Below are 22377 nucleotides of genomic sequence, written 5' to 3'. Positions count from 1 at the left end.
ATGTTTTATCACGAAAACTTTGACGTCATCGTCGTTGGTGGTGGCCATGCTGGAACGGAAGCTGCTCTTGCGTCTGCTCGTACAGGCCAAAAGACATTGCTGTTGACTCACAATATCGACACTTTAGGTCAAATGTCATGTAACCCAGCGATTGGCGGAATTGGCAAAGGGCACTTAGTAAAAGAAGTCGATGCTCTAGGCGGATTAATGGCACAAGCCATTGATAAAGGCGGCATTCAATTTAGAACGTTAAACGCATCAAAAGGTCCTGCAGTACGAGCAACTCGTGCGCAAGCTGATCGTATTTTATATAAAAATGCTGTCCGTACGACGTTAGAAAACCAGCCTAATTTAAGTCTTTTTCAACAAGCGGTTGATGATGTGATCGTTGAAAATGATCAAGTGACCGGTGTGGTCACTCAAATGGGCTTAAAATTCAAAGCGAAAGCCGTTGTGCTAACCGTCGGAACTTTCCTTGGCGGTAAGATTCATATTGGTATGGAAAACTTCTCAGGTGGCCGTGCAGGCGATCCACCTTCCATCGCATTGGCGGATCGTTTACGCTCTCTTCCATTCCGAGTTGATCGCCTCAAGACTGGCACACCACCTCGTATTGATGCTCGTACGGTAAACCTTGATATTCTAGAAAAACAACATGGTGATAATCCTACCCCTGTTTTTTCTTTTATGGGCAAACAAAGCGATCATCCACAGCAGATCCCATGTTTTATTACTCATACCAATGAACAAACTCACGATGTGATCCGTGCGAATTTAGATCGTAGCCCGATGTACTCCGGTGTCATTGAAGGTATCGGCCCACGCTATTGCCCTTCAATTGAAGATAAAGTGATGCGATTTGCTGATAAAAACAGCCATCAAATTTTCATTGAACCAGAAGGTTTAACCACCACTGAATTATACCCAAATGGCATTTCAACCAGTTTGCCGTTTGATGTTCAAGTAAAGATCGTTCAATCAATGAAAGGATTTGAAAATGCTCAGATCGTTCGTCCAGGTTATGCGATTGAGTATGATTTCTTTGATCCTCGCGATTTGAAGCAGAGCTATGAAACCAAATTTATTTCAGGTCTATTCTTTGCTGGCCAAATTAACGGTACAACCGGTTATGAAGAAGCGGCTGCTCAAGGCTTGATGGCGGGTCTTAATGCCTCTTTGTTCACTCAAGGTAAAGACTCATGGAGCCCACGTCGCGACGAAGCTTACATGGGCGTACTGATTGATGATCTCTCAACCATGGGTACCAAAGAACCTTATCGAATGTTCACTTCTCGTGCGGAATACCGTTTGTTACTACGTGAAGATAATGCCGACTTACGTTTAACCGAAAAAGGTCGTGAACTAGGCTTAGTCGATGATGCTCGTTGGGCGCGCTTTAATCAAAAAGTTGAAAATATGGAGCTTGAGCGCCAGCGTCTAAAAGATATTTGGGTAAACCCTAAATCTGCCAATATCGATACGTTAAACCAATTACTCAAAACACCAATTACGCGAGAAGCGAATGGTGAAGATCTTCTTCGTCGCCCTGAAATGACTTATGAGAAATTAAGCTCTTTAGAGGTGTTCTCTTCTACGATGGAAGATCCTCAAGCGACAGAACAAGTTGAGATCCAAGTTAAATACGAAGGATATATTCAGCGCCAAAAAGAAGAAATTGAAAAATCACTGCGTCATGAAAATACCAAATTACCGGTTGAGCTCGATTATGCTCAGGTAAAAGGTTTATCAAACGAAGTGGTCGCGAAATTAAATAGCGCAAAACCAGAAACGATTGGGATTGCTTCGCGTATTTCAGGTATTACGCCTGCGGCGATTTCTATTTTGTTGGTACATTTAAAGAAACAAGGTCAGTTGAAGAAAGGGGATGCTGCATGAATCCCAGTTTAACGAATCAACCATTGAGAGAAAAACTTGATCGTTTATTATCTCAAACGGATCTTGAGGTTTCTGAATTGCAACGTGATCAACTTGCTGGTTACGTTCAAATGTTGAATAAGTGGAATAAAGCTTATAACTTAACATCAGTGCGTAATCCGATGGATATGTTGGTTAAACATATTATGGATAGTATCGTTGTGAGCCCATTTTTAGTGGGGGAGCGTTTTATTGATGTCGGTACAGGCCCAGGCTTACCTGGAATCCCACTGGCAATAATGAACCCAAGTTATCAATTTACGTTGCTTGATAGTTTAGGCAAACGCATTCGTTTTATAAAACAAGTCTTGCATGAACTTGGGATCAATAATGTTGAACCCATTCAAAGTAGAGTGGAAGAGTTCGAACCTGAAGTGGGTTTTGACGGTGTGATTAGCCGTGCGTTTGCTTCTATGATGGATATGGTAGAATGGTGCCATCATCTACCAAAAACCGATCAAGGCGTTTTTCTTGCGTTAAAAGGCCAATTACCAGAAGATGAAATAGCACAATTACCTGAATCATTAGCGGTTTCTCAGGTGCATGTATTGCAAGTTCCAGAGTTAGAGGGTGATCGTCACTTAATCATTTTGGAAAAAAAGGGATAACGAGGTATTCGTGGGTAAAATCATTTCAATTGCCAATCAAAAAGGTGGTGTAGGGAAAACGACAACGTGCGTTAACCTTGCTGCATCGATGGCTGCAACGAAAAGAAACGTATTAGTTATCGATTTAGATCCACAAGGCAATGCGACGATGGCGAGTGGCATCGATAAGTATGATGTTGATTTTACGGCTTATGATCTTTTAGTGGAACAAACACCATTTGATGAAGTGGTGTGCCGCAATACGCCAGCTGGTTACGACCTGATTGCCGCCAATGGTGATGTGACGGCCGCTGAAATCCAATTAATGGAAGTGTTTGCTCGCGAACTGCGCCTTAAAAATACGTTGTCAGATGTATGGCAACAGTACGATTATATCTTTATTGATTGCCCACCTGCGCTGAATTTATTGACCGTTAATGCCATGGCGGCTTCCCATTCCGTTTTAGTGCCAATGCAATGTGAATATTTTGCTTTAGAAGGCTTAACCGCATTAATGGACACAATTAGTAAATTAGCCGCTGTAGTTAATCATGATTTAAAAATTGAAGGGGTTTTGCGTACCATGTTTGACCCTAGAAACCGTTTAGCTAACGATGTTTCTGAACAGCTAAAAAAACACTTTGGCGATAAAATGTACCGTACTGTTATTCCACGTAATGTGCGCTTAGCTGAAGCACCGAGCCATGGTAAACCTGCCATGTATTATGATAAATATTCCGCAGGCTCTAAAGCTTATTTAGCTTTAGCCGGAGAAATGCTGCGTCGCGAAGAAGCGCAAGCACTCATGGCTTAACCCTATTGATTATAAGAAATAAAGGAAAATCCTCAGATGTCTAAACGTGGTTTAGGTAAAGGTCTTGATGCCCTGCTTTCTACCAGCTCATTAGCTCGAGAAAAACAACAAAAAGTGGCACATAGCCAAGCTCTCTCTTCTGAAGGCCATTTGGCTGATATTTCTGTTTCTCAATTATCCCCGGGTAAATACCAACCTAGAAAAGATATTCAACCAGAAGCTCTGGAAGAATTATCGTCGTCAATTCGTTCTCAAGGTATTATTCAACCTTTAGTCGTCCGCAGACTTAATGAATCTCAATATGAAATCATTGCCGGTGAGCGTCGTTGGCGAGCCGCGAAGTTAGCCGGATTGAATCAAGTACCTTGTGTGGTAAAAAACGTCCAAGATCGCGCTGCTATTGCCATGGCGTTAATTGAAAATATTCAACGCGAAAATTTGAATGCGATTGAAGAAGCTCAAGCACTCGAAAGGCTACAAAAAGAGTTTGAATTAACGCATCAACAAGTGGCTGATGCGATAGGTAAATCTCGTACTGCTGTGACGAATTTACTGCGCCTCAATACGCTTGATGAAGAGGTAAAGCATTGCGTTATATCAAAACAATTAGAAATGGGGCATGCGCGGGCCCTATTATCACTTGAATTATGTGATCAAAGTAATGTTGCAAAAATTGTAGTTGCTAAGAAATTAACCGTTAGACAAACTGAAGCGCTAGTCAAAAAACATTTAGAGCCAGTGGAAATCAAGCCTGTTGAGGATGATATTCCGGCATTAGGTTTAGCGGAAAAGTTATCAGAGCAATTTGGAACTAAGGTGGTTATTCGCCGAAATGCCAAAGGTAAAGGCAAAGTTACCATTGATTTTGAAGATATTGAACAGCTTGAGACCCTCCTTAACACAAAGTTAGGGATAAATTAACTCTGTTACTATAATATCGCTAAACAATTAACAGAATGTGAAAATAATCATTTTACGCCTTGCTCTTTTCTGTATTAGAAGCAAAGTAAGGTGTAGTATGTTCTGCGCATACAACTGAGCCAAAAATAAGTGTAATTGGGTGTAAATAGAATGTATTTTTTAGTTTTAACTCAGTTTATTGTTGTTGGCGCGTTAAGCTTGATCAGTTTGTATGTTCAGGGAGATATGGCGAGTCAATCTGCCATTTTTGGGGGGCTGGTGTACTGCGTCCCGTATATCGTAACAAGTTTGTATTTAAACAAGCCTGGCGCGGATACGGCAGCAAAAGTAATGGCGAAAGCCTATATAGGTTTAGCTTATAAGTTTGTAATCACCGTTGCTCTCTTTGTGTATTTTTTCAAGTACACGGAAGTGCATCTTATTACTTTCTTTTCAGGCTATATCTTAGCTTTTGTTGTGCAATGCATTATGTCATTTGGTTTTATCAAACGTAATTAGACAGGATATCTAATGGCTGGTTCAGGTGAATTAACTCCTCAGGAGTACATCTCACACCATCTTACGAACTTACAAGCTGGTAGCGGTTTCTGGACGTTTAATATTGATTCATTAATCTTTTCGGTCGTTTTAGGCTCGTTAATGATGTGGATCTTTTACCGCGTTGGCAAAAAAGCCACTAGCGGTGTACCAGGAAAGCTTCAGTGCTTTGTCGAGATGGTCGTCGAGTTTGTTGATGCCTCAGTAAAAGATATTTTCCATGGAAAGAACGCATTAGTTGCTCCATTAGCTTTAACCGTCTTCGGATGGGTATTTCTAATGAACCTAATGGATCTTATTCCGGTCGATTTTCTTCCACATACTGCGACTCTTTTGGGAATTCCTTATTTACGTGTCGTACCTACCGCTGACGTTAACATTACGATGTCGATGTCTCTTGGTGTATTTATTTTGATTTTATTCTATAGCATCAAAATGAAAGGTATCACAGGGTTTGCTAAAGAGTTAGGTTTACAACCTTTCAATCATTGGGCTTTTATTCCAATTAACCTAATTTTGGAAGGGGTAACTTTACTGGCTAAACCGGTCTCTTTAGGCTTGCGTTTATTCGGTAATATGTATGCGGGTGAGTTGATTTTCATTCTGATCGCAGGGCTTCTGCCTTGGTGGTCTCAATGGGTTCTCTCCGTGCCATGGGCGATTTTCCACATATTGATCATCACCCTACAGGCATTTATCTTTATGATTTTGACGATAGTGTACCTATCGCAAGCATCAGAAGAACATTAATCAAAAAATTTTTTACATAACATTCAGATAAAACTTGGAGTTATAAATGGAAAACTTAAACATGGATCTGCTGTACATTGCTGCGGCTATCATGATGGGTCTAGCGGCAATTGGTGCAGCTATCGGTATCGGTATGCTAGGTGGTAAATTCCTAGAAGGTGCAGCTCGCCAACCAGATCTTATCCCTCTACTACGTACTCAGTTCTTCATCGTAATGGGCCTTGTGGATGCGATTCCAATGATCGCTGTTGGTCTAGGTCTGTATGTGATGTTTGCGGTCGCCGGATAACTTTTCATCCCGGTATTTGTTTTTAAATTGCAAACAAAGGAGAGTGTGCGGTGAACATTAACGCAACTCTGTTAGGTCAAGCGATAGCATTCGTGCTGTTTGTGTGGTTCTGCATGAAATATGTATGGCCGCCACTAATGGCAGCAATCGAAAATCGTCAGAAAAATATTGCTGATGGTTTAGCAGCCGCTGACCGCGCAGCTAAAGACTTGAGCCTGGCGCAAGCTAATGCTTCAGATAAATTGAAAGAAGCAAAAAAAGCGGCTGCTGAGATCATCGAGCAAGCGAATAAGCGTAAAAGTCAGATTTTAGAAGAAAGCCAACTTGAAGCTCAAACTGAGCGTCAAAAGATCCTAGATCAAGGCCGTGCTGAAATTGAAACTGAACGCAATCGCGCTCGCGATGAACTTCGTAAGCAAGTCGCTGTATTAGCGATCGCCGGTGCTGAGAAAATTCTGGAGCGTTCTATTGATCAGAGCGTAAACCAAGATATTCTCGACGATATTACTGCAAAATTGTAACTAGAGGGGCAGCATATGTCTGATTTGACTACAATCGCACGCCCCTATGCTAAAGCAGCTTTTGAATTTTCGGTTGAGAAAGAAGCGGTAGACCAATGGTCTGAAATGCTTTCTTTTGCTGCTGAAGTCGCAAGAAATGAAGGTGTGGTTAGCTTATTGAACAAAGCGCTTGCCGCTGATCAATTAGCTGAAATCTTTGTTTCGATTTGTGCTGAGTTTGATGAAAACGGTAAAAACTTTTTAAAAGTGCTTGCCGAGAATGGCCGCTTAAAGGCCCTTCCTGAAATTTGTGAAGAGTTTTTGATTCTTAAAAAAGAATTAGAAAATCAAGTTGATGTAAATGTGGTTTCGGCTACGGCATTAACAGAGACACAAATGGCAGAAATCAGCAAAAAACTCGAGCAGCGTCTTGATCGTAAAGTAAAGCTGAATTGCAGTGTAGATGAGACTCTACTTAGTGGAGTTATTATTCGAGCCGGAGACTTAATAATCGACAACTCAACTCGCGGTCGTTTGAACCGTTTGAGTGACGCATTAATGTCTTAATGGGGATTGGAGCATGCAACTTAATTCCACAGAAATTAGTGAACTGATCAAACAACGTATCGAGAAATTTGACGTTGTTAGTGAAGCTCGCAATGAAGGTACTATCGTCTCTGTGAGCGATGGTATTATCCGCATCCACGGTTTAGCCGATGTGATGCAGGGTGAAATGATTGAACTACCAGGCGGTCTTTATGCGCTTGCACTTAACCTTGAGCGTGACTCGGTGGGTGCGGTTGTCATGGGCCCGTATGCTAACCTTCAGGAAGGCATGAAAGTAACGGGTACTGGTCGTATCCTTGAAGTACCTGTAGGTCCTGAATTGCTAGGCCGTGTGGTAAACACACTAGGTCAACCGATTGATGGTAAAGGCCCTATTGATGCAAAACTCACTTCTCCTGTAGAAATGATTGCACCAGGTGTTATCGATCGTAAATCAGTAGACCAACCAGTACAAACTGGTTATAAGTCTGTTGACTCAATGATTCCAATCGGCCGTGGTCAGCGTGAGCTTATCATCGGTGACCGTCAGACTGGTAAAACAGCAATGGCGATCGATGCAATCATTAACCAAAAAGATTCTGGAATCTTCTCTATCTACGTAGCGATTGGCCAAAAGGCATCAACAATTGCCAACGTAGTACGTAAACTTGAAGAGCACGGCGCACTAGCAAACACTATCGTGGTTGTTGCATCGGCTTCTGAATCTGCGGCATTGCAATACCTGGCTCCATACTCAGGTTGTGCGATGGGCGAATACTTCCGTGATCGCGGTGAAGATGCACTGATTGTTTATGATGACCTATCTAAACAAGCGGTGGCTTACCGTCAGATTTCTCTACTTCTAAAACGTCCACCAGGCCGTGAAGCCTTCCCAGGTGATGTTTTCTACCTTCACTCTCGTCTACTAGAGCGTGCTGCTCGTGTAAATGAAGATTACGTAGAAAGATTCACGAACGGTGAAGTGAAAGGTAAGACCGGTTCTTTAACTGCGCTTCCTATCATTGAAACGCAAGCTGGTGACGTATCTGCATTCGTACCGACTAACGTAATCTCGATTACCGATGGTCAGATCTTCCTACAAACAGAGCTATTTAATGCTGGTGTTCGCCCTGCGGTTGACCCAGGTATTTCAGTATCTCGTGTAGGTGGTTCAGCGCAAACTAAGATCATTAAGAAACTGTCTGGTGGTATTCGTACTGCACTTGCACAGTATCGTGAACTAGCCGCGTTTGCTCAGTTCTCATCTGATCTTGATGCTGCGACTAAGAAGCAGTTGAACCATGGTCAAAAAGTAACTGAGTTAATGAAGCAGAAGCAATACGCTCCATTCTCTGTATTTGATCAAGCATTGGTTATCTTTGCTGCTGAGCGCGGTTATTTAGAAACAATCGAGCTAAACAAACTCGCTGATTTTGAAGCCGCACTTCTATCGTACGCTCACGGTCAATTTGCTGATTTCGTTGCTGAAATCAACAAGACGGGTGCATATAACGATGAAATCGAAGCCACACTTAAGAAGTTGGTTGATGGTTTCGTAGCAACCCAGACCTGGTAATTCGTAGGTGATGTTTTTGGTTAATTTACACTTAATTATCAGCATCACCAGTTCGCGAATGTCCATTAAAGGAGAGTAACGATGGCCGGCGCAAAAGAGATTCGTACTAAAATTGGTAGTGTTAAAAGCACACAAAAAATTACGAAGGCAATGAAAATGGTTGCGGCTTCCAAGATGCGTCGTACACAAGACGCGATGGAATCGTCTCGACCATATGCAGAAACAATGCGTAAAGTGATCGGTCATGTAGCCAATGCTAACCTCGAGTATAAGCACCCTTATCTTGAGGAGCGTGAAGCTAAAAAAGTAGGCTACATTATCGTGTCAACCGACCGTGGTTTATGTGGCGGTTTGAACATTAACTTGTTTAAAGCGGCATTAAACGACATGAAAGCATGGTCTGATAAAGGTGCAAGTGTTGAACTTGCGGTGATTGGTAGTAAAGCTACCGCCTTCTTCAGACATACTGGCGCTAAAGTATCCGCTCAAATTTCAGGTTTAGGTGATGAACCTAGCCTTGAATCTTTGATTGGTTCAGTCGGTGTGATGCTGAAAAAATACGACGAAGGTGAACTTGATCGCCTATACGTAGTATTTAACCGGTTCGTTAACACTATGGTTCAAGAACCTAAGATCGATCAATTGCTACCTTTGCCTAAATCGGATAGCGATGACATGAAACGCACTCATTCTTGGGATTATATTTATGAGCCTGAGCCTAAGCCGTTATTAGATACTTTGCTTCGACGTTATGTTGAATCTCAAGTGTATCAAGGCGTGGTGGAAAATCTCGCATGTGAGATGGCAGCCCGAATGATTGCGATGCAAGCCGCAACAGATAATGCGAGTAATCTGATTGAAGATTTAGAACTTGTGTATAACAAAGCGCGTCAAGCGGCGATTACACAAGAGCTATCAGAAATCGTATCTGGTGCAGCAGCAGTTTAATTTTATTGTTAAATCAGGTTTCGTTATTTGAATGAAGCTTAGGTAAATTAATAGTTTAGAGGATTAACGATGGCTACAGGTAAGATCGTACAGATCATCGGTGCAGTAGTCGACGTAGAGTTCCCACAGGACAGTGTACCTCGTGTATACGATGCCCTGAACGTTGTTGATGCGAAAGAACGTCTTGTTCTTGAAGTTCAACAACAACTTGGCGGTGGCGTAATTCGCGCAATCGTAATGGGTAGCTCTGATGGTTTACGTCGTGGTTTGGAAGTGGTTAATACAGGCGCTCCAATCTCAGTACCAGTAGGAACAAAAACACTTGGTCGCATCATGAACGTATTAGGTGATGCTATCGATGAGTGTGGTGAAATTGGCGCAGAAGAAAACTATGCGATTCACCGTGCAGCACCAAGCTATGAAGAGCAGTCAAATGTAACTGAACTTCTAGAAACCGGTGTAAAAGTAATCGACTTGATTTGCCCATTCGCTAAGGGTGGTAAAATCGGTCTATTCGGTGGTGCAGGTGTAGGTAAGACCGTTAACATGATGGAACTTATCAACAACATCGCACTACAGCACTCTGGTCTATCAGTGTTTGCTGGTGTTGGTGAGCGTACTCGTGAAGGTAACGACTTCTACTTTGAAATGCAGGAAGCCGGTGTTGTAAACATCGAAGAGCCTGAAAAATCAAAAGTAGCAATGGTTTACGGTCAAATGAACGAGCCACCGGGTAACCGTCTGCGCGTAGCATTGACTGGTCTAACAATGGCGGAGAAATTCCGTGATGAAGGCCGTGACGTACTACTGTTCATCGATAACATTTACCGTTATACCCTTGCGGGGACAGAGGTATCGGCTCTACTAGGTCGTATGCCATCTGCGGTAGGTTATCAGCCAACGCTAGCGGAAGAAATGGGTGTGCTTCAAGAGCGTATCACTTCGACTAAGAATGGTTCTATCACTTCTGTGCAAGCGGTATACGTACCTGCGGATGACTTAACTGACCCATCTCCAGCGACGACGTTTGCTCACTTGGACGCAACGGTTGTACTTAACCGTAACATCGCGGCAATGGGTCTATACCCTGCGATTGACCCACTAGATTCTTCATCTCGTATGTTGGATCCGCTAGTGGTAGGTCAAGAGCACTACGATGTGGCTCAAGGTGTACAGACTACTCTACAACGCTATAAAGAGTTAAAAGACATCATCGCGATCCTAGGTATGGATGAATTATCTGAAGAAGATAAGCAGCTTGTATCTCGTGCTCGTAAGATTGAACGTTTCCTAACTCAGCCTTATCACGTAGCGGAAGTATTTACTGGTGACCCTGGCGTATACGTTTCTCTAAAAGAAACACTACGCGGCTTTAAAGGTCTGATCGCTGGTGACTATGATGATATTCCTGAGCAAGCATTCATGTACTGTGGTTCTATTGATGACGCAGTTGAGAATGCTAAGAAGCTTTAAGTCTTTTTAAGCATTAAAGCTAATTAGGAGGCAACATGGCTATGACTTTTCACCTAGATATCGTCAGTGCGGAGAAAAAACTTTTCTCAGGTACTGTTGAATCTTTCATGGTGACAGGTAGTGAAGGTGAATTGGGTATCTACCCAGGACACACTCCACTTCTGACTGCTATTAAGCCTGGTATGGTGCGTTTAGTTAAGCAACACGGCCACGAAGAAATCATTTATGTTTCTGGTGGTATGGTTGAAGTTCAGCCTGGTACGGCAACTGTACTGGCTGATACGGCAATTCGTGGTGAAGACTTAGATGCAGCTAAGGCTGAAGAAGCCAAACGCAAAGCTGAAGAGAATATTCAAAATCAGCATGGCGATATCGACTTCGTTAAAGCGACTAGTGATCTGGCGAAAGCTATTGCTCAACTACGAGTAATTGAATTAACGCGCAAATCGCGTCGCTAACTGTTAGCGGTAATAGAGTAAGAATAAAAGGCGGCCTAAGGTCGCCTTTTTTGTTGTTTTTTTGTCAGTGCGTCTCAAACTTTGGTCAAAGTGGTTATTTTTAAGGTAGAATCTTTGCAGATTAATCTTATAGGTAATGCTTTATGAATTTTAGCGCTGTCATTCTTGCTGCGGGTAAAGGCACTCGCATGTATTCTGAAAAACCTAAGGTCCTGCACCGCTTGGCTGGTCGTCCGATGGCAAAACATGTCATTGATACTTGTGCAAAGCTTGGTGCTCAAAATATTCATTTGGTTTATGGCCACGGTGGCGATCAAATGAAGGAGGCTTTAGGAGCTGAGCCTGTCAATTGGGTGCTACAAGAAAAACAACTGGGAACGGGTCACGCGGTGAATCAAGCGGCTCCTGATTTTTCTGATGATGAAAAAGTACTTATTTTGTATGGTGATGTGCCATTAATCTCTCAAGAAACCATTGAAAACTTATTAGAGGCACAGCCAAACGGTGGTATCGCATTATTAACGGTTATCTTGAAAAAGCCGGATGGCTATGGCCGTATCATTCGTAAAAATGGCCCAGTAGTGGCGATTGTTGAACAAAAAGATGCGACTGAAGAGCAAAAGCTAATCAAAGAAATCAACACTGGTGTGATGGTCGCGACCGGTGGGGATTTAAAGCGCTGGCTATCAGCACTTAAAAATGAAAACGCTCAAGGCGAATATTATTTAACCGATATTATTGCCGCAGCACATAAAGAAGGCCGAGCGGTTGAAGCGGTTCATCCTGTAAGCCCGATAGAAGTGGAAGGGGTTAACGATAGAGCTCAGTTAGCAAGACTTGAAAGAGCCTATCAGTCAATGCAGGCGCAAAGACTATTAGAACAAGGTGTTATGCTACGTGATCCGGCACGTTTTGATTTACGTGGAGAAGTGCACTTTGGAATGGATGTTGAAATTGATGTTAATGTTATCTTAAAAGGTAAAGTTACCATTGGGAATAATGTCCAAATCGGTGCCGGCTGCATATTAAAAGATTGTGAGATTAAAGATAATGCGATTCTTTACCCTTATAGCATTGTTGAAGAGTCTGTTGTTGGGGAAGACTGTACAGTCGGCCCTTATGCGCGTTTACGCCCGGGCTCTGAGCTGAAAAAAGCCGCTCATGTCGGTAACTTTGTCGAAATCAAAAATGCCACACTTGGGCAAGCTTCCAAAGCTGGTCACTTAACGTATCTCGGTGATGCGCAAATTGGTGAGCGCGTTAATGTGGGAGCGGGTGTGATCACTTGTAACTACGATGGTGCCAATAAATTTAAAACCACCATTGGTGATGACGTGTTTGTGGGGTCAGATTCTCAACTGATCGCGCCTGTCACCATTGCTGATGGTGCTACGATTGGTGCTGGTACCACATTAAGCAAAGATGTTTCTGAAAATGAATTAGTGATCACGCGAGCCAAAGAACGAGTGATTGCAGGTTGGAAACGTCCGACTAAAAAATAGGAAGATGTTCGTAAAGAGCGGTTTCTTGACGTTCGCAAAAGATCTAAAAAAGCCCACTCAGTATCGAGTGGGCTTTGTTGTATATCTTGTCTCGAGAAACGAGAAACGAGAAACGAGAAACGAGAAACTAAACTTCTTCCGCTAACTCGGCAGAGATTTCCATTCTTGATACTGAGAAGAAATACCCAGCCAATAGCCCGACGGTACATAATACCGCGACAAAACCGGTGGTTGGTAGCGCTTGGCTAGCAAATGCCGCCACTAAAGCACTGGCTAAACCGCTGATGCAAATCTGTAAACTGTTTTGTAAACCCGCAGCCGTCGCTGGGCTATTCTTACAACTTGAAAGCGCACGGTTAACGACGATTGGGTAAAGCGCTCCGTTGGCAACGGCAATAAAACAGAACGGGATCAATACAGGCCAAATCGTGCTGATATTCATTTGAGAGGCAACGAACATTACGATAGATGAAACGGTAAATAGTGCTAATAAGGCTTTTAATACCTTGCTGTTACCCAGTTTTGCTACATAACGTTTGCCAAAGTAACCGCCCGCCATAAACGCAATGGTTTGAGGTACAAAGCTTAAGCCGATATCTTTTGCATCATAGCCCATAGACGTCATGATCTCAGGCATGCCGGTTAGATAGGCAAAGAAAGTGGCTGATGCCATGGCAAACATTAATACGTTACCGAGATAAACACGAGAACTGAATAGGCCCTTAATATCTTGCTTAATTGATGTCTGTTTTGGTTCGGCTGCTTCGTCTTTAGGCTGTGCTAGTGTCATCCAAGTTAAGGAGGCACCAACCACAGTTAAGAAAATAAAGATGCTCGACCAACCAAAGTGGCTCATTAAGAACACGCCAAGCTGTGGGGCGATGGCAGGAGAGAGCGCCACTAACGGCATAATCGAAGCAAACACTTGCTGGCTGACCGAACTTGAATAACGCTTAATTACCATGGCTTGCCAGATCACTGCTGGCGCACAAACCCCAATCGCTTGAATAAAACGTAGGCTCAATAATTGCCATACTTCTTGGCTAAAACCTAAACCCAGTGATGCCAAAGAAAACAGCACTAAGCCAGTTGCCAAGGTATTACGATGTCCAAACTTATCTGAAGCTAAACCCCATAACAGCTGACCAGAAGCCATACCGGCTAAAAAGATTGATAAAGATAAAGCAATCGATTCTGGGCCAGTAGAAAAATGGGTTTCCAATACTTTGAATGCCGGAAGGTACATATCGGTGGCGACAAACCCCAACATGGATAATGCAGCAAGATAAAATAATTGTGTTTTTGCGATATTCATAAAACGACCATTAAAGTGGGTAAACAGGCTAAATGCCGATCTTGATGGTGGGATTATAAATTCTTCTATCTAAGAAATTAAACGTTATAATTTTAACCTATCGTTCAAATTTTTTGATGGGTTAATGGAGGGGAATATGTATTCAAAGCAATCATTACAAATGCTCGATACCGTGGCACGTATGGGGAGCTTTACCGCTGCAGCAGAGCAATTACACAAAGTTCCTTCAGCGATAAGCTATGCGGTTAGACAGGTTGAACAAGAGCTTGGTGTGAAACTGTTTCATCGATTAACCCGTAAAGTAGAATTAACCGAAGCCGGCGAGCACTTCATTAAAGAAGCTCGCCAGTTGTTGCGTCAGATGGAAGAGGTGAAGGCGCAAACCAAACGAGTTGAAAGTGGTTACCATAAAACCGTTAAATTAACGCTAGATAACATAGTTAAGCTTGAACACCTGAAGCCTTTGATTGAAGACTTTTATAACACCTTCGATTATGCCGAATTGCAGATCAACATGGAGGTGTTTAATGGCTCGTGGGAAGCAATTTCAGAAGGGCGTGCTGATGTGGTAATAGGAGCCACTTCGGCGATCCCAGTGAGTGGTGATTATGGGGTTAAAGCGATGGGCAGTATTGATTGGGCGTATGTAATGGCCGCCGATCACCCATTAGCGAGTCAAACCGAATTAACCGATCAAGATTTAGCCGCGATTCCCGCAATTTGTTTAGATGACACTTCCACCATTTTACCTAAACGCCACACTTGGCATTCTGCTCAGCAGCGTCGTTTATTACTACCCAATTGGTTTAGTGCGATTGAGTGTTTAAAAAATAAAGTCGGCATGGGTTATATGCCGCGTCATATGGCGACGTTTTTTATCGAGCAAGGCGATTTAATTGAAGTGAATCTCACCGGCGATAAACCACTTAGTGCCTGTTGTTTGGTATGGCGTAAAAACCAAGATAATAAGCTGGTGGAGTGGTTAATTGATTATCTGGGGGATAGCGAGCAAATGTATCAAGATTGGCTTAAGTGAGCGGTTATTTTTACCAATTGGTACCTTTAAGATAAATAAAAAAAGCGCCTTTACCATTAAATGATTTTACAGGTAAAGGCGCAAGCTAGGGTCTAGGGGGGACTAGCTTAAAGACGGTTAGCTTAAATCCACATCTTTGGTGCCAAAGAAGTAGGTGGCAAGGAAGCCAACAAGGTAAGAAATCAGCAGCCCTACCAAGAACACCATCATAGCCGGGAAGATACCGCTAGCGGATGTCATGAGTGGAAGTGCAACAATACCAGACGGTCCAAAAACGGTATTAAGGCCAACAGGTAACCCCATGTAAGACACTAAACCAATAAAGAAGCCACCAGCCGCGCCACCTAAACATGCGGTCACAAAAGGTTTAACGCGAGGTAGTGTCACACCGTAAATCAGCGGCTCACCAATGCCTAAGATTCCCGGAATAATTGCGCCTTTTACTTGTGTTCTTAGCAGAGCATCTTTATTCGCTTTAAAGTAAAGCGCCATTGAAGCGCCGACTTGACCACCGCCCGCCATCGCCAGAATAGGGAACAGTGAGTTAAAACCTTGTGTTTCCATTAACGCAAAGTAGACAGGGACAAAGCCTTGGTGGATACCAAACACCACCGAGATTAAGAACAAACCCGCGAGAATGGCTGCACCGATAGGGTTGTCATTTAGGTTTAAGAATAACCAAGACATGCCTTTAAACAATTCACCACCAATTGGCATAATCACCACAAAAGTGACAACCCCCATGATCAATAATGTGACAACCGAGGTTAAGATCATATCAAGGTCATCCGGCATGTATTTACGGACAAACTTTTCGACTTGAGCACCAATGATCGCCGCCATCAATACGCCGATAATATTACCGCGTGGATCAATCGCCATGCCGAAGAACTCACTCATACCAGAATAAATGCCAGATGTAGCATCGGGGTTGTACCCAAGGACAAATAGCGACGCCAAGATGGCACCATTAACCCCTGAACCCCCAAAAGCTTGTTGAGCGTTGTAGCCAATTAAAATACTTAAGAAAGCAAATAGCCCTTTACCAAATACTTTCATATAAGCGATTAGATCGACCATGAAAACATTTGGCGTTTGATCAAGAACGTAAATTTGCTCAAGCAGCGTGGCAAAACCGAGTAGTAAACCGGCGGCAATAAAGCCCGGAATCAAGGGAGTAAAGATGGTGGCAAACTTACTTAAGAAGCGTTGCACACCGCTAGTTTGCTTACTCTTCATCTGCTTTTTTTGATCAGAAGCAATGCTCGATAAGTCTTGGTTTTCTAATGGTTGCACTGCTTCAGAGCTTGAATTAGTGATTAAATCATTCATCAGATCAGCAGCGGTTTGTGCTTTGCCTGGACCTAAAATAATTTGCAGTTGTTCATCACTTTCAACCACCCCCATCACGCCAGCGACAGACTTTAATCCTGTTAAATCAATCAACCCATAGTTGTTGAGGGATAGACGTAAACGAGTCATGCAGTTGCCGCATTTATTGATATTTGCGCTGCCGCCAACGGTCGCTAAGATGGTTTCCATCATTGCTGAAGTAATTTTCGCCATGACTTTATTCCTTGAATGATTGTGAAATCAGTTAATTAAAGCGGCACAAATAAAGCCGTTATGTTGGGTTAAACGTTGTTTTGCTTGCTCTGCATCAATGTCAGCTAAGAGCATCAAAATGGCGGTTTTACAGTGACGGTCACAAGCATTAAGCGCCTGTTCAGCTTGTTCACTGGTTACACCGGTAGCTTCAACGACAATATTGGTTTGGCGTTGAATAAGCTTGGCGTTGGTCGCTTCCACATCCACCATCAGATTGCCATAAACTTTACCGCTGCGAATCATCGCACCTGTGGTGAGCATATTCAGAACCAGTTTTTGCGCCGTGCCAGCTTTCATGCGAGATGAACCGGTGACCACTTCTGCACCGACAATTGGCGTGATCACGATTTTGGCTTGGGCTTCCATTGGACAACCCGGGTTACAAGCCAATGATACTGTGGTCGCGCCTACTGAGTTAGCGTATTTCAAGCCACCAATTACATAAGGGGTACGGCCACTGGCAGCGATTCCCACGACGACATCTTTGTTGGTTAAATTTAATGATTCAAGATCTGATTGGCCGAGTTCAACATTGTCTTCAGCATTCTCAACGGCTTTTAAAATCGCTTGATGACCACCTGCGATTAAACCGACCACAAGATCGGGGTTACTTCCATAAGTTGGCGGGCACTCACTGGCATCGAGAATACCAAGTCGACCCGAAGTACCTGCGCCCATGTAGATCAATCGACCACCGGTGGCAAACGCTTGAGTGATGACATCCACGGCTTGAGCGATTTTGGGTAGTTCAGCTTTTACCGCCAGAGGCACTTTTTGATCTTCTTGGTTAATGATGGTCAGCATGTCTTGCGTCGAAAGGGTATCAATCTCAGCACTGGCAGTATTGCGGCTTTCCGTCACTAATTGGGTTAAATCAATTTTCATAATGTGTCTCTCTGGTGGAAGGTGAATTTGATGGCGATAATATGGAATAAATTATTCCTTATCGGTGATCGGGATCACAGCTGAAGTTATTCTTATTGGGCTTTTTTATGGAATAATGGCGCAATATTTTTGTTTAATATCTCACCGTTACTTAAGTGTTTTTAATTAAATTAATAGGTTAGGTTGAGTTGTTATTATTCCTGATATTGGAATAATTTATTCTTTTTTGCGGCGTTTGTACTGAGGATGGTGTATGTCGGTTTTTCATAAAATGATTAAGCAAAGAGATGGGGTTTCATCGAGTGGACGAAAAATTATTGATTGGATAAACCAAAATCCTGAGCAGGCTTGTCATTTAACTAGCCAAGAGATGGCCGATTTCATTCAAGTCAGCCAATCGAGTATCGTAAAGCTCACTCAAAAGCTGGGTTATAAAGGTTATAGTCAGTTTAAATTGGCGATTAATGAAGATTTAGTGCGTCGTCATTCTTCTCAAATGACGCCTTTGCATCATAATATTTTGGCGGATGATCCGGTTACCGTGATTGCTCAGAAGCTGGTACAGAGCAAGATTGATGCAATGATTAATACGACGAATGCGTTGTCGATGGCGGTATGTGAGCAAGCGATTCGTTGGATTGATGATGCTGAGCGAGTGCAGATTGTTGGTATTGGTGGCTCTGCATTAACCGCCAAAGATTTAAGTTATAAACTGCTTAAGCTAGGTGTCACAGCGTTAACCGAGTCGGATAGTCATGTTCAAGTCGCGGTCGCGCGCATTTTAACCCCGCAAGATGTGCAAATCGTCATTTCATTTTCAGGGGATAGAAAAGAAGTGTTATTGGCTGCCGAAACTGCCAAGCAACAAGGCGCTAAAGTGATCGCGTTAACTTCACCAAAACGCAGTAAGCTAAGAAAAATCGCCGACTTGTGTTTTGATACCATTGCCGATGAAAGTCAGAACCGCAGTTCTTCTATCGCATCGCGTACTGCGCAAAACGTGATTACCGATTTGTTGTTTATTCAGCTAGTTCAATACAAAGAAGATATTGCCAGAGTGTTAATTGATGAAATTCGCTCGGATGTCGAACGGTTTTCTTCAAAATAATAAAAAGCACTTACCCCAAAAACACTTGGATATATCATCGCTTAGTGTTGGTGATAAGTGCCTTTATTTTTAGACTCAGTTGTTGTTAAAGTTAACTTAAAAAGAACTTATACGACGGGCTGTCGTTTTCATCCTTGTATTGGTAACCCAGCTCTTTTAAATGGGCTGAGAAGCGTTCTAAGTCAGAGTCTTCTAGTTCAAAACCACACAATACCCGGCCATAATCTGCGCCATGATTACGGTAGTTAAATAAACTGATGTTCCAATGTGTGCCGAGAGTGCTTAGGAAGTTCAGGAGTGCGCCGGGGGATTCGGGAAACTCAAAGCTGTATAAACGCTCTTTTAATGGTTTCAGCGGTTTACCGCCAATCATGTAGCGAACGTGCAGTTTGGCCATTTCATCATCAGACAAATCTGCGACAGGGTAGCCTCCTTGGCGTAACTCTTCCACGATATGATCGAGCTCTTGCTGACCATCTTGTAAACGGACCCCAACAAAAATATTGGCTTGAGTATCATCGTTATAGCGATAGTTAAACTCAGTGACCGCTCGTCCACCAATGAGATGACAGAACTCAAAAAATGCACCTTTGCGCTCTGGAATAGTGACCGCCAATAAGCCTTCACGTTTTTCACCTAGTTCGCAGCGTTCGGAAACATAGCGTAGTCCGTGGAAGTTAGTATTTGCGCCAGACAGTACTGTGCCGAGTTGCTTGCCTTGTAGTTGATGTTGCTCGGCAAACTTTTTCAAGCCCGCTAAAGCCAACGCTCCTGAAGGTTCAGCAATGGCGCGAGTATCTTCAAAGATGTCTTTAACCGCAGCGCAGATTTCATCACTAGAAACACAAATGTGCCCATCCAGGTATTCCTGACATAAGCGGAAGGTTTCATTGCCGATAATCTTTACCGCTACGCCATCGGCAAACATGCTGACGCGCTCAAGGGCGACCGGTTTTCCAGCATCTAAAGCGGCTTTTAAGCAGGCAGAATCTTCCGGTTCGACCGCAATTACTTTAATTTCTGGCATCAATTGTTTGATCAGTACCGCGACACCCGCAGCGAGACCACCGCCGCCAACGGGCACAAAGATATAATCTAAGTGGCCATTCTGTTGCAGCATTTCCATGCCGATGGTGCCTTGACCAGCGATCACTAGTGGGTGATCAAACGGTGGTACATAAGAATAGCCGTGCTCTGCTGCTAAACGTTCGGCTTCTGCTTTTGCTTCATCAAAGTTGCTGCCATGCAATCGCACTTCACCACCAAAGTTACGTACTGCGGTCACTTTAATATCTGGAGTGGTGGTTGGCATAACGATGATGGCTTTGATATTCAGTAAGCTGCCGGATAATGCAATACCTTGAGCGTGATTACCGGCTGAGGCGGTGATCACCCCGGCTTGTTTTTGCGCATCGGTTAAACTGGCCACCATGTTGTATGCGCCGCGTAATTTAAACGAATGCACCGGCTGGCGGTCTTCACGCTTGAGTTGTACTTTATTTCCCAAGCGTTCCGATAAGCGAGTCATGTCCTGAAAAGGGGTCACGATGGCGGCTTCATAAACCGGCGCACGCAAAATGTGGCGCAGATATTCCGCGCCAGTGTGAGGTAAATGGAGTGATTGATGTTCATCTGGCATAAGGATTAGTCCTCTAGCTTAGATTTATCACGCACCGCACCTTTATCGGCACTGGTTGCCAGCATCGCATAGGCTTTCAATGCCAAAGACACTTTGCGTTCACGGTTGGCGGGTTTCCAACCTAACTGATCTTGTTTCGCGCGGCGCTCGGAAAGCTCTTGCTCGCTAACTTGTAGCTCAATAGTACGGTTAGGAATATCAATCGTGATGATATCGCCTTGATTCACTAAACCTATGGTGCCGCCATTGGCCGCTTCTGGAGAGGCATGGCCAATCGATAAGCCAGAGGTGCCACCAGAAAAGCGTCCATCAGTTAACAATGCACAATCTTTACCTAAGCCCATCGATTTTAAGTAGGTGGTTGGGTAGAGCATTTCTTGCATGCCCGGGCCACCTTTCGGGCCTTCATAACGAATGACAACCACATCTCCGGCTTTGACCTTTCCACCTAAAATGCCTTCTACCGCATCTTCTTGGCTTTCAAAGACTACCGCAGGACCTTGGAATTTTAGAATGCTTTCATCCACCCCAGCGGTTTTAACAATACAACCATCGAGCGCAATATTGCCACTTAATACCGCAAGGCCACCATCTTGGCTAAACGCGTGTTCTTTGGTGCGGATACAACCATTTTCACGGTCATCATCTAAGGTGTCCCAACGGCAATCTTGTGAGAACGCTTTGGTAGTACGAATACCTGCAGGACCGGCGCGGAAGAATGTTTTCACTTCTTCTGATTCGGTTTGCATGATGTCGTATTGGGCTAATTGCTCCGACATGGTGAGACCAAGAACGGTCTTGGTTTGGTTGTTAATTAAACCGGCGCGATCAAGCTCTGCGAGTATGGCCATCACACCACCAGCGCGGTGTACATCTTCCATGTGGTATTTCGGTGTCGATGGCGCCACTTTACAGATATTCGGGATTTGACGAGACATGCGGTCGATATCTTCCATCACGAAATCGACTTCTCCTTCCTGCGCTGCTGCCAATAAGTGCAGTACAGTATTGGTGGAGCCACCCATCGCAATATCTAGCGCCATGGCATTTTCAAAGGCTTTTTTATTGGCGATGTTGCGTGGTAAAGCGGACTCATCATCTTCTAGGTAGTAACGCTTAGTCAGTTCAACAATGCGTTGCCCGGCTTTTAAGAACAGTTGTTCACGGTCAGCGTGAGTCGCGAGCATTGAACCGTTACCCGGCTGACTTAACCCTAATGCTTCGGTTAAACAGTTCATGGAGTTAGCGGTGAACATGCCAGAACACGATCCACAGGTTGGGCATGCGGAGCGTTCTACTTGCTCACTTTGTTCATCGGAAACTTTAGGATCAGCACCCTGAATCATGGCATCTACTAGATCGAGCTTGATTAATTGATCGGAAAGCTTGGTTTTCCCCGCTTCCATAGGCCCGCCTGAGACAAAGATTACCGGGATATTAAGACGCAGTGACGCCATTAGCATTCCCGGAGTGATTTTGTCACAGTTAGAAATACATACCATGGCATCAGCGCAGTGTGCGTTGACCATATATTCAACGGAGTCAGCGATTAGCTCACGCGATGGCAATGAGTACAGCATGCCGCCGTGGCCCATTGCGATGCCATCATCGACAGCGATGGTATTAAATTCTTTGGCAATCCCGCCGGCTTTTTCAATTTCAGCCGCGACCAGTTGACCCATGTCTTTTAGGTGTACGTGGCCAGGAACAAACTGAGTAAATGAGTTAACCACAGCAATGATTGGTTTGCCGAAGTCTTCTTCTTTTACGCCAGTGGCACGCCATAAGGCACGTGCGCCGGCCATGTTGCGACCATGAGTGGTGGTAGCGGAGCGATAAATAGGCATAGTGTTAAATCCTTTTAATATCTCCTTCGTACTTGAAGCTGCAGCTTTGTTAACTGCGTTCATTCGCCCCAATCACTTAGGCGAGCTAAGCTCATTGGGCCTC

General features: G+C 43.7%; 21 protein-coding genes. 16 read left to right on the top strand and 5 right to left on the bottom strand.

Annotated features, from left to right (window positions below):
* The 14 genes from mnmG (at position 1) to glmU (ending at position 12836) form a co-directional block, all read left to right on the top strand.
* Positions 1-1896 carry a tRNA uridine-5-carboxymethylaminomethyl(34) synthesis enzyme MnmG gene (gene mnmG / locus VRUMOI_RS12615; protein ID WP_089138016.1) on the top strand — a complete coding sequence of 632 codons (1896 nt, stop codon included), beginning with the start codon at positions 1-3 and terminating at the stop codon, positions 1894-1896.
* On the top strand, positions 1893-2543 hold the full coding sequence (rsmG, locus tag VRUMOI_RS12610) for a 16S rRNA (guanine(527)-N(7))-methyltransferase RsmG (protein ID WP_089138015.1): 651 nt from the start codon (positions 1893-1895) through the stop codon (positions 2541-2543). The genes mnmG and rsmG overlap by 4 nt, the downstream gene beginning before the upstream one ends.
* Before the next feature lie 10 nt (positions 2544-2553).
* Positions 2554-3336, top strand: coding sequence for a ParA family protein (locus VRUMOI_RS12605; RefSeq protein ID WP_089138014.1), 783 nt, complete (start codon positions 2554-2556; stop codon positions 3334-3336).
* Positions 3337-3372: 36 nt separating this feature from the next.
* Complete coding sequence (locus tag VRUMOI_RS12600) at positions 3373-4257, top strand: ParB/RepB/Spo0J family partition protein (RefSeq protein ID WP_089138013.1); 885 nt, start codon at positions 3373-3375, stop codon at positions 4255-4257.
* Between the two features lie 150 nt (positions 4258-4407).
* Positions 4408-4755 (top strand): ATP synthase subunit I, encoded by a 348-nt coding sequence (locus VRUMOI_RS12595; RefSeq protein ID WP_089138012.1) that lies wholly within the window; start codon positions 4408-4410, stop codon positions 4753-4755.
* Between the two features lie 12 nt (positions 4756-4767).
* Entirely contained in the window at positions 4768-5544 is a 777-nt protein-coding gene (gene atpB, locus VRUMOI_RS12590; RefSeq protein ID WP_089138011.1) for a F0F1 ATP synthase subunit A, read from the top strand.
* A gap of 46 nt (positions 5545-5590) precedes the next feature.
* Positions 5591-5833 (top strand): F0F1 ATP synthase subunit C, encoded by a 243-nt coding sequence (gene atpE / locus VRUMOI_RS12585; RefSeq protein ID WP_017024253.1) that lies wholly within the window; start codon positions 5591-5593, stop codon positions 5831-5833.
* Between the two features lie 50 nt (positions 5834-5883).
* Positions 5884-6354, top strand: coding sequence for a F0F1 ATP synthase subunit B (atpF, locus tag VRUMOI_RS12580; RefSeq protein WP_089138010.1), 471 nt, complete (start codon positions 5884-5886; stop codon positions 6352-6354).
* Between the two features lie 15 nt (positions 6355-6369).
* Complete coding sequence (gene atpH, locus VRUMOI_RS12575; RefSeq protein ID WP_089138009.1) at positions 6370-6900, top strand: F0F1 ATP synthase subunit delta; 531 nt, start codon at positions 6370-6372, stop codon at positions 6898-6900.
* A 13-nt stretch (positions 6901-6913) separates the two neighbouring features.
* Positions 6914-8455 (top strand): F0F1 ATP synthase subunit alpha, encoded by a 1542-nt coding sequence (gene atpA, locus VRUMOI_RS12570; RefSeq protein WP_089138008.1) that lies wholly within the window; start codon positions 6914-6916, stop codon positions 8453-8455.
* 81 nt (positions 8456-8536) lie between these two features.
* Positions 8537-9403 carry a F0F1 ATP synthase subunit gamma gene (gene atpG / locus VRUMOI_RS12565; protein ID WP_089138007.1) on the top strand — a complete coding sequence of 289 codons (867 nt, stop codon included), beginning with the start codon at positions 8537-8539 and terminating at the stop codon, positions 9401-9403.
* 69 nt (positions 9404-9472) lie between these two features.
* Positions 9473-10876 carry a F0F1 ATP synthase subunit beta gene (atpD, locus tag VRUMOI_RS12560; protein ID WP_089138006.1) on the top strand — a complete coding sequence of 468 codons (1404 nt, stop codon included), beginning with the start codon at positions 9473-9475 and terminating at the stop codon, positions 10874-10876.
* A 35-nt stretch (positions 10877-10911) separates the two neighbouring features.
* Positions 10912-11334: a F0F1 ATP synthase subunit epsilon gene (locus VRUMOI_RS12555; RefSeq protein ID WP_089138005.1), complete on the top strand. Its 423-nt coding sequence runs from the start codon at positions 10912-10914 to the stop codon at positions 11332-11334.
* A gap of 143 nt (positions 11335-11477) precedes the next feature.
* Complete coding sequence (glmU, locus tag VRUMOI_RS12550) at positions 11478-12836, top strand: bifunctional UDP-N-acetylglucosamine diphosphorylase/glucosamine-1-phosphate N-acetyltransferase GlmU (protein WP_089138004.1); 1359 nt, start codon at positions 11478-11480, stop codon at positions 12834-12836.
* 127 nt (positions 12837-12963) lie between these two features.
* Here glmU and punC read toward each other — a convergent pair whose 3' ends face one another.
* On the bottom strand, positions 12964-14151 hold the full coding sequence (gene punC / locus VRUMOI_RS12545) for a purine nucleoside transporter PunC (protein WP_089138003.1): 1188 nt from the start codon (positions 14149-14151) through the stop codon (positions 12964-12966).
* A 136-nt stretch (positions 14152-14287) separates the two neighbouring features.
* On the opposite strand from punC, the gene punR reads away from it, so the two are divergent.
* Positions 14288-15187, top strand: coding sequence for a DNA-binding transcriptional activator PunR (gene punR, locus VRUMOI_RS12540; RefSeq protein WP_089138002.1), 900 nt, complete (start codon positions 14288-14290; stop codon positions 15185-15187).
* Positions 15188-15304: 117 nt separating this feature from the next.
* On the opposite strand, the gene murP is transcribed toward punR, so the two are convergent.
* Positions 15305-16753 (bottom strand): PTS N-acetylmuramic acid transporter subunit IIBC, encoded by a 1449-nt coding sequence (murP, locus tag VRUMOI_RS12535; RefSeq protein WP_089138001.1) that lies wholly within the window; start codon positions 16751-16753, stop codon positions 15305-15307.
* Positions 16754-16780: 27 nt separating this feature from the next.
* On the bottom strand, positions 16781-17680 hold the full coding sequence (gene murQ / locus VRUMOI_RS12530; RefSeq protein WP_089138000.1) for an N-acetylmuramic acid 6-phosphate etherase: 900 nt from the start codon (positions 17678-17680) through the stop codon (positions 16781-16783).
* A 253-nt stretch (positions 17681-17933) separates the two neighbouring features.
* On the opposite strand from murQ, the gene VRUMOI_RS12525 reads away from it, so the two are divergent.
* Complete coding sequence (locus VRUMOI_RS12525) at positions 17934-18788, top strand: MurR/RpiR family transcriptional regulator (RefSeq protein ID WP_089137999.1); 855 nt, start codon at positions 17934-17936, stop codon at positions 18786-18788.
* A 91-nt stretch (positions 18789-18879) separates the two neighbouring features.
* Here VRUMOI_RS12525 and ilvA read toward each other — a convergent pair whose 3' ends face one another.
* Both ilvA and ilvD read right to left on the bottom strand, forming a co-directional pair.
* On the bottom strand, positions 18880-20427 hold the full coding sequence (gene ilvA / locus VRUMOI_RS12520) for a threonine ammonia-lyase, biosynthetic (RefSeq protein WP_089137998.1): 1548 nt from the start codon (positions 20425-20427) through the stop codon (positions 18880-18882).
* 5 nt (positions 20428-20432) lie between these two features.
* A complete protein-coding gene (ilvD, locus tag VRUMOI_RS12515) occupies positions 20433-22274 on the bottom strand; it encodes a dihydroxy-acid dehydratase (protein ID WP_089137997.1) in 1842 nt (613 codons plus the stop codon).
* Positions 22275-22377 lie beyond the last annotated feature (103 nt).

Origin of the sequence: Vibrio rumoiensis (assembly GCF_002218045.2) — a bacterium.
GTDB lineage: Bacteria > Pseudomonadota > Gammaproteobacteria > Enterobacterales > Vibrionaceae > Vibrio > Vibrio rumoiensis.
This window is presented reverse-complemented; position numbering and strand designations above follow the sequence as displayed.

Coding starts and splice junctions, on each gene's coding strand:
- mnmG (WP_089138016.1), top strand. CDS start 1: ATGTTTTATCACGAAAACTTTGACGTCATCGTCGTTGGTGGTGGCCAT.
- rsmG (WP_089138015.1), top strand. CDS start 1,893: ATGAATCCCAGTTTAACGAATCAACCATTGAGAGAAAAACTTGATCGT.
- VRUMOI_RS12600 (WP_089138013.1), top strand. CDS start 3,373: ATGTCTAAACGTGGTTTAGGTAAAGGTCTTGATGCCCTGCTTTCTACC.
- VRUMOI_RS12595 (WP_089138012.1), top strand. CDS start 4,408: ATGTATTTTTTAGTTTTAACTCAGTTTATTGTTGTTGGCGCGTTAAGC.
- atpB (WP_089138011.1), top strand. CDS start 4,768: ATGGCTGGTTCAGGTGAATTAACTCCTCAGGAGTACATCTCACACCAT.
- atpE (WP_017024253.1), top strand. CDS start 5,591: ATGGAAAACTTAAACATGGATCTGCTGTACATTGCTGCGGCTATCATG.
- atpH (WP_089138009.1), top strand. CDS start 6,370: ATGTCTGATTTGACTACAATCGCACGCCCCTATGCTAAAGCAGCTTTT.
- atpA (WP_089138008.1), top strand. CDS start 6,914: ATGCAACTTAATTCCACAGAAATTAGTGAACTGATCAAACAACGTATC.
- atpG (WP_089138007.1), top strand. CDS start 8,537: ATGGCCGGCGCAAAAGAGATTCGTACTAAAATTGGTAGTGTTAAAAGC.
- atpD (WP_089138006.1), top strand. CDS start 9,473: ATGGCTACAGGTAAGATCGTACAGATCATCGGTGCAGTAGTCGACGTA.
- VRUMOI_RS12555 (WP_089138005.1), top strand. CDS start 10,912: ATGGCTATGACTTTTCACCTAGATATCGTCAGTGCGGAGAAAAAACTT.
- glmU (WP_089138004.1), top strand. CDS start 11,478: ATGAATTTTAGCGCTGTCATTCTTGCTGCGGGTAAAGGCACTCGCATG.
- punC (WP_089138003.1), bottom strand. CDS start 14,151: ATGAATATCGCAAAAACACAATTATTTTATCTTGCTGCATTATCCATG.
- punR (WP_089138002.1), top strand. CDS start 14,288: ATGTATTCAAAGCAATCATTACAAATGCTCGATACCGTGGCACGTATG.
- murP (WP_089138001.1), bottom strand. CDS start 16,753: ATGGCGAAAATTACTTCAGCAATGATGGAAACCATCTTAGCGACCGTT.
- murQ (WP_089138000.1), bottom strand. CDS start 17,680: ATGAAAATTGATTTAACCCAATTAGTGACGGAAAGCCGCAATACTGCC.
- VRUMOI_RS12525 (WP_089137999.1), top strand. CDS start 17,934: ATGTCGGTTTTTCATAAAATGATTAAGCAAAGAGATGGGGTTTCATCG.
- ilvA (WP_089137998.1), bottom strand. CDS start 20,427: ATGCCAGATGAACATCAATCACTCCATTTACCTCACACTGGCGCGGAA.
- ilvD (WP_089137997.1), bottom strand. CDS start 22,274: ATGCCTATTTATCGCTCCGCTACCACCACTCATGGTCGCAACATGGCC.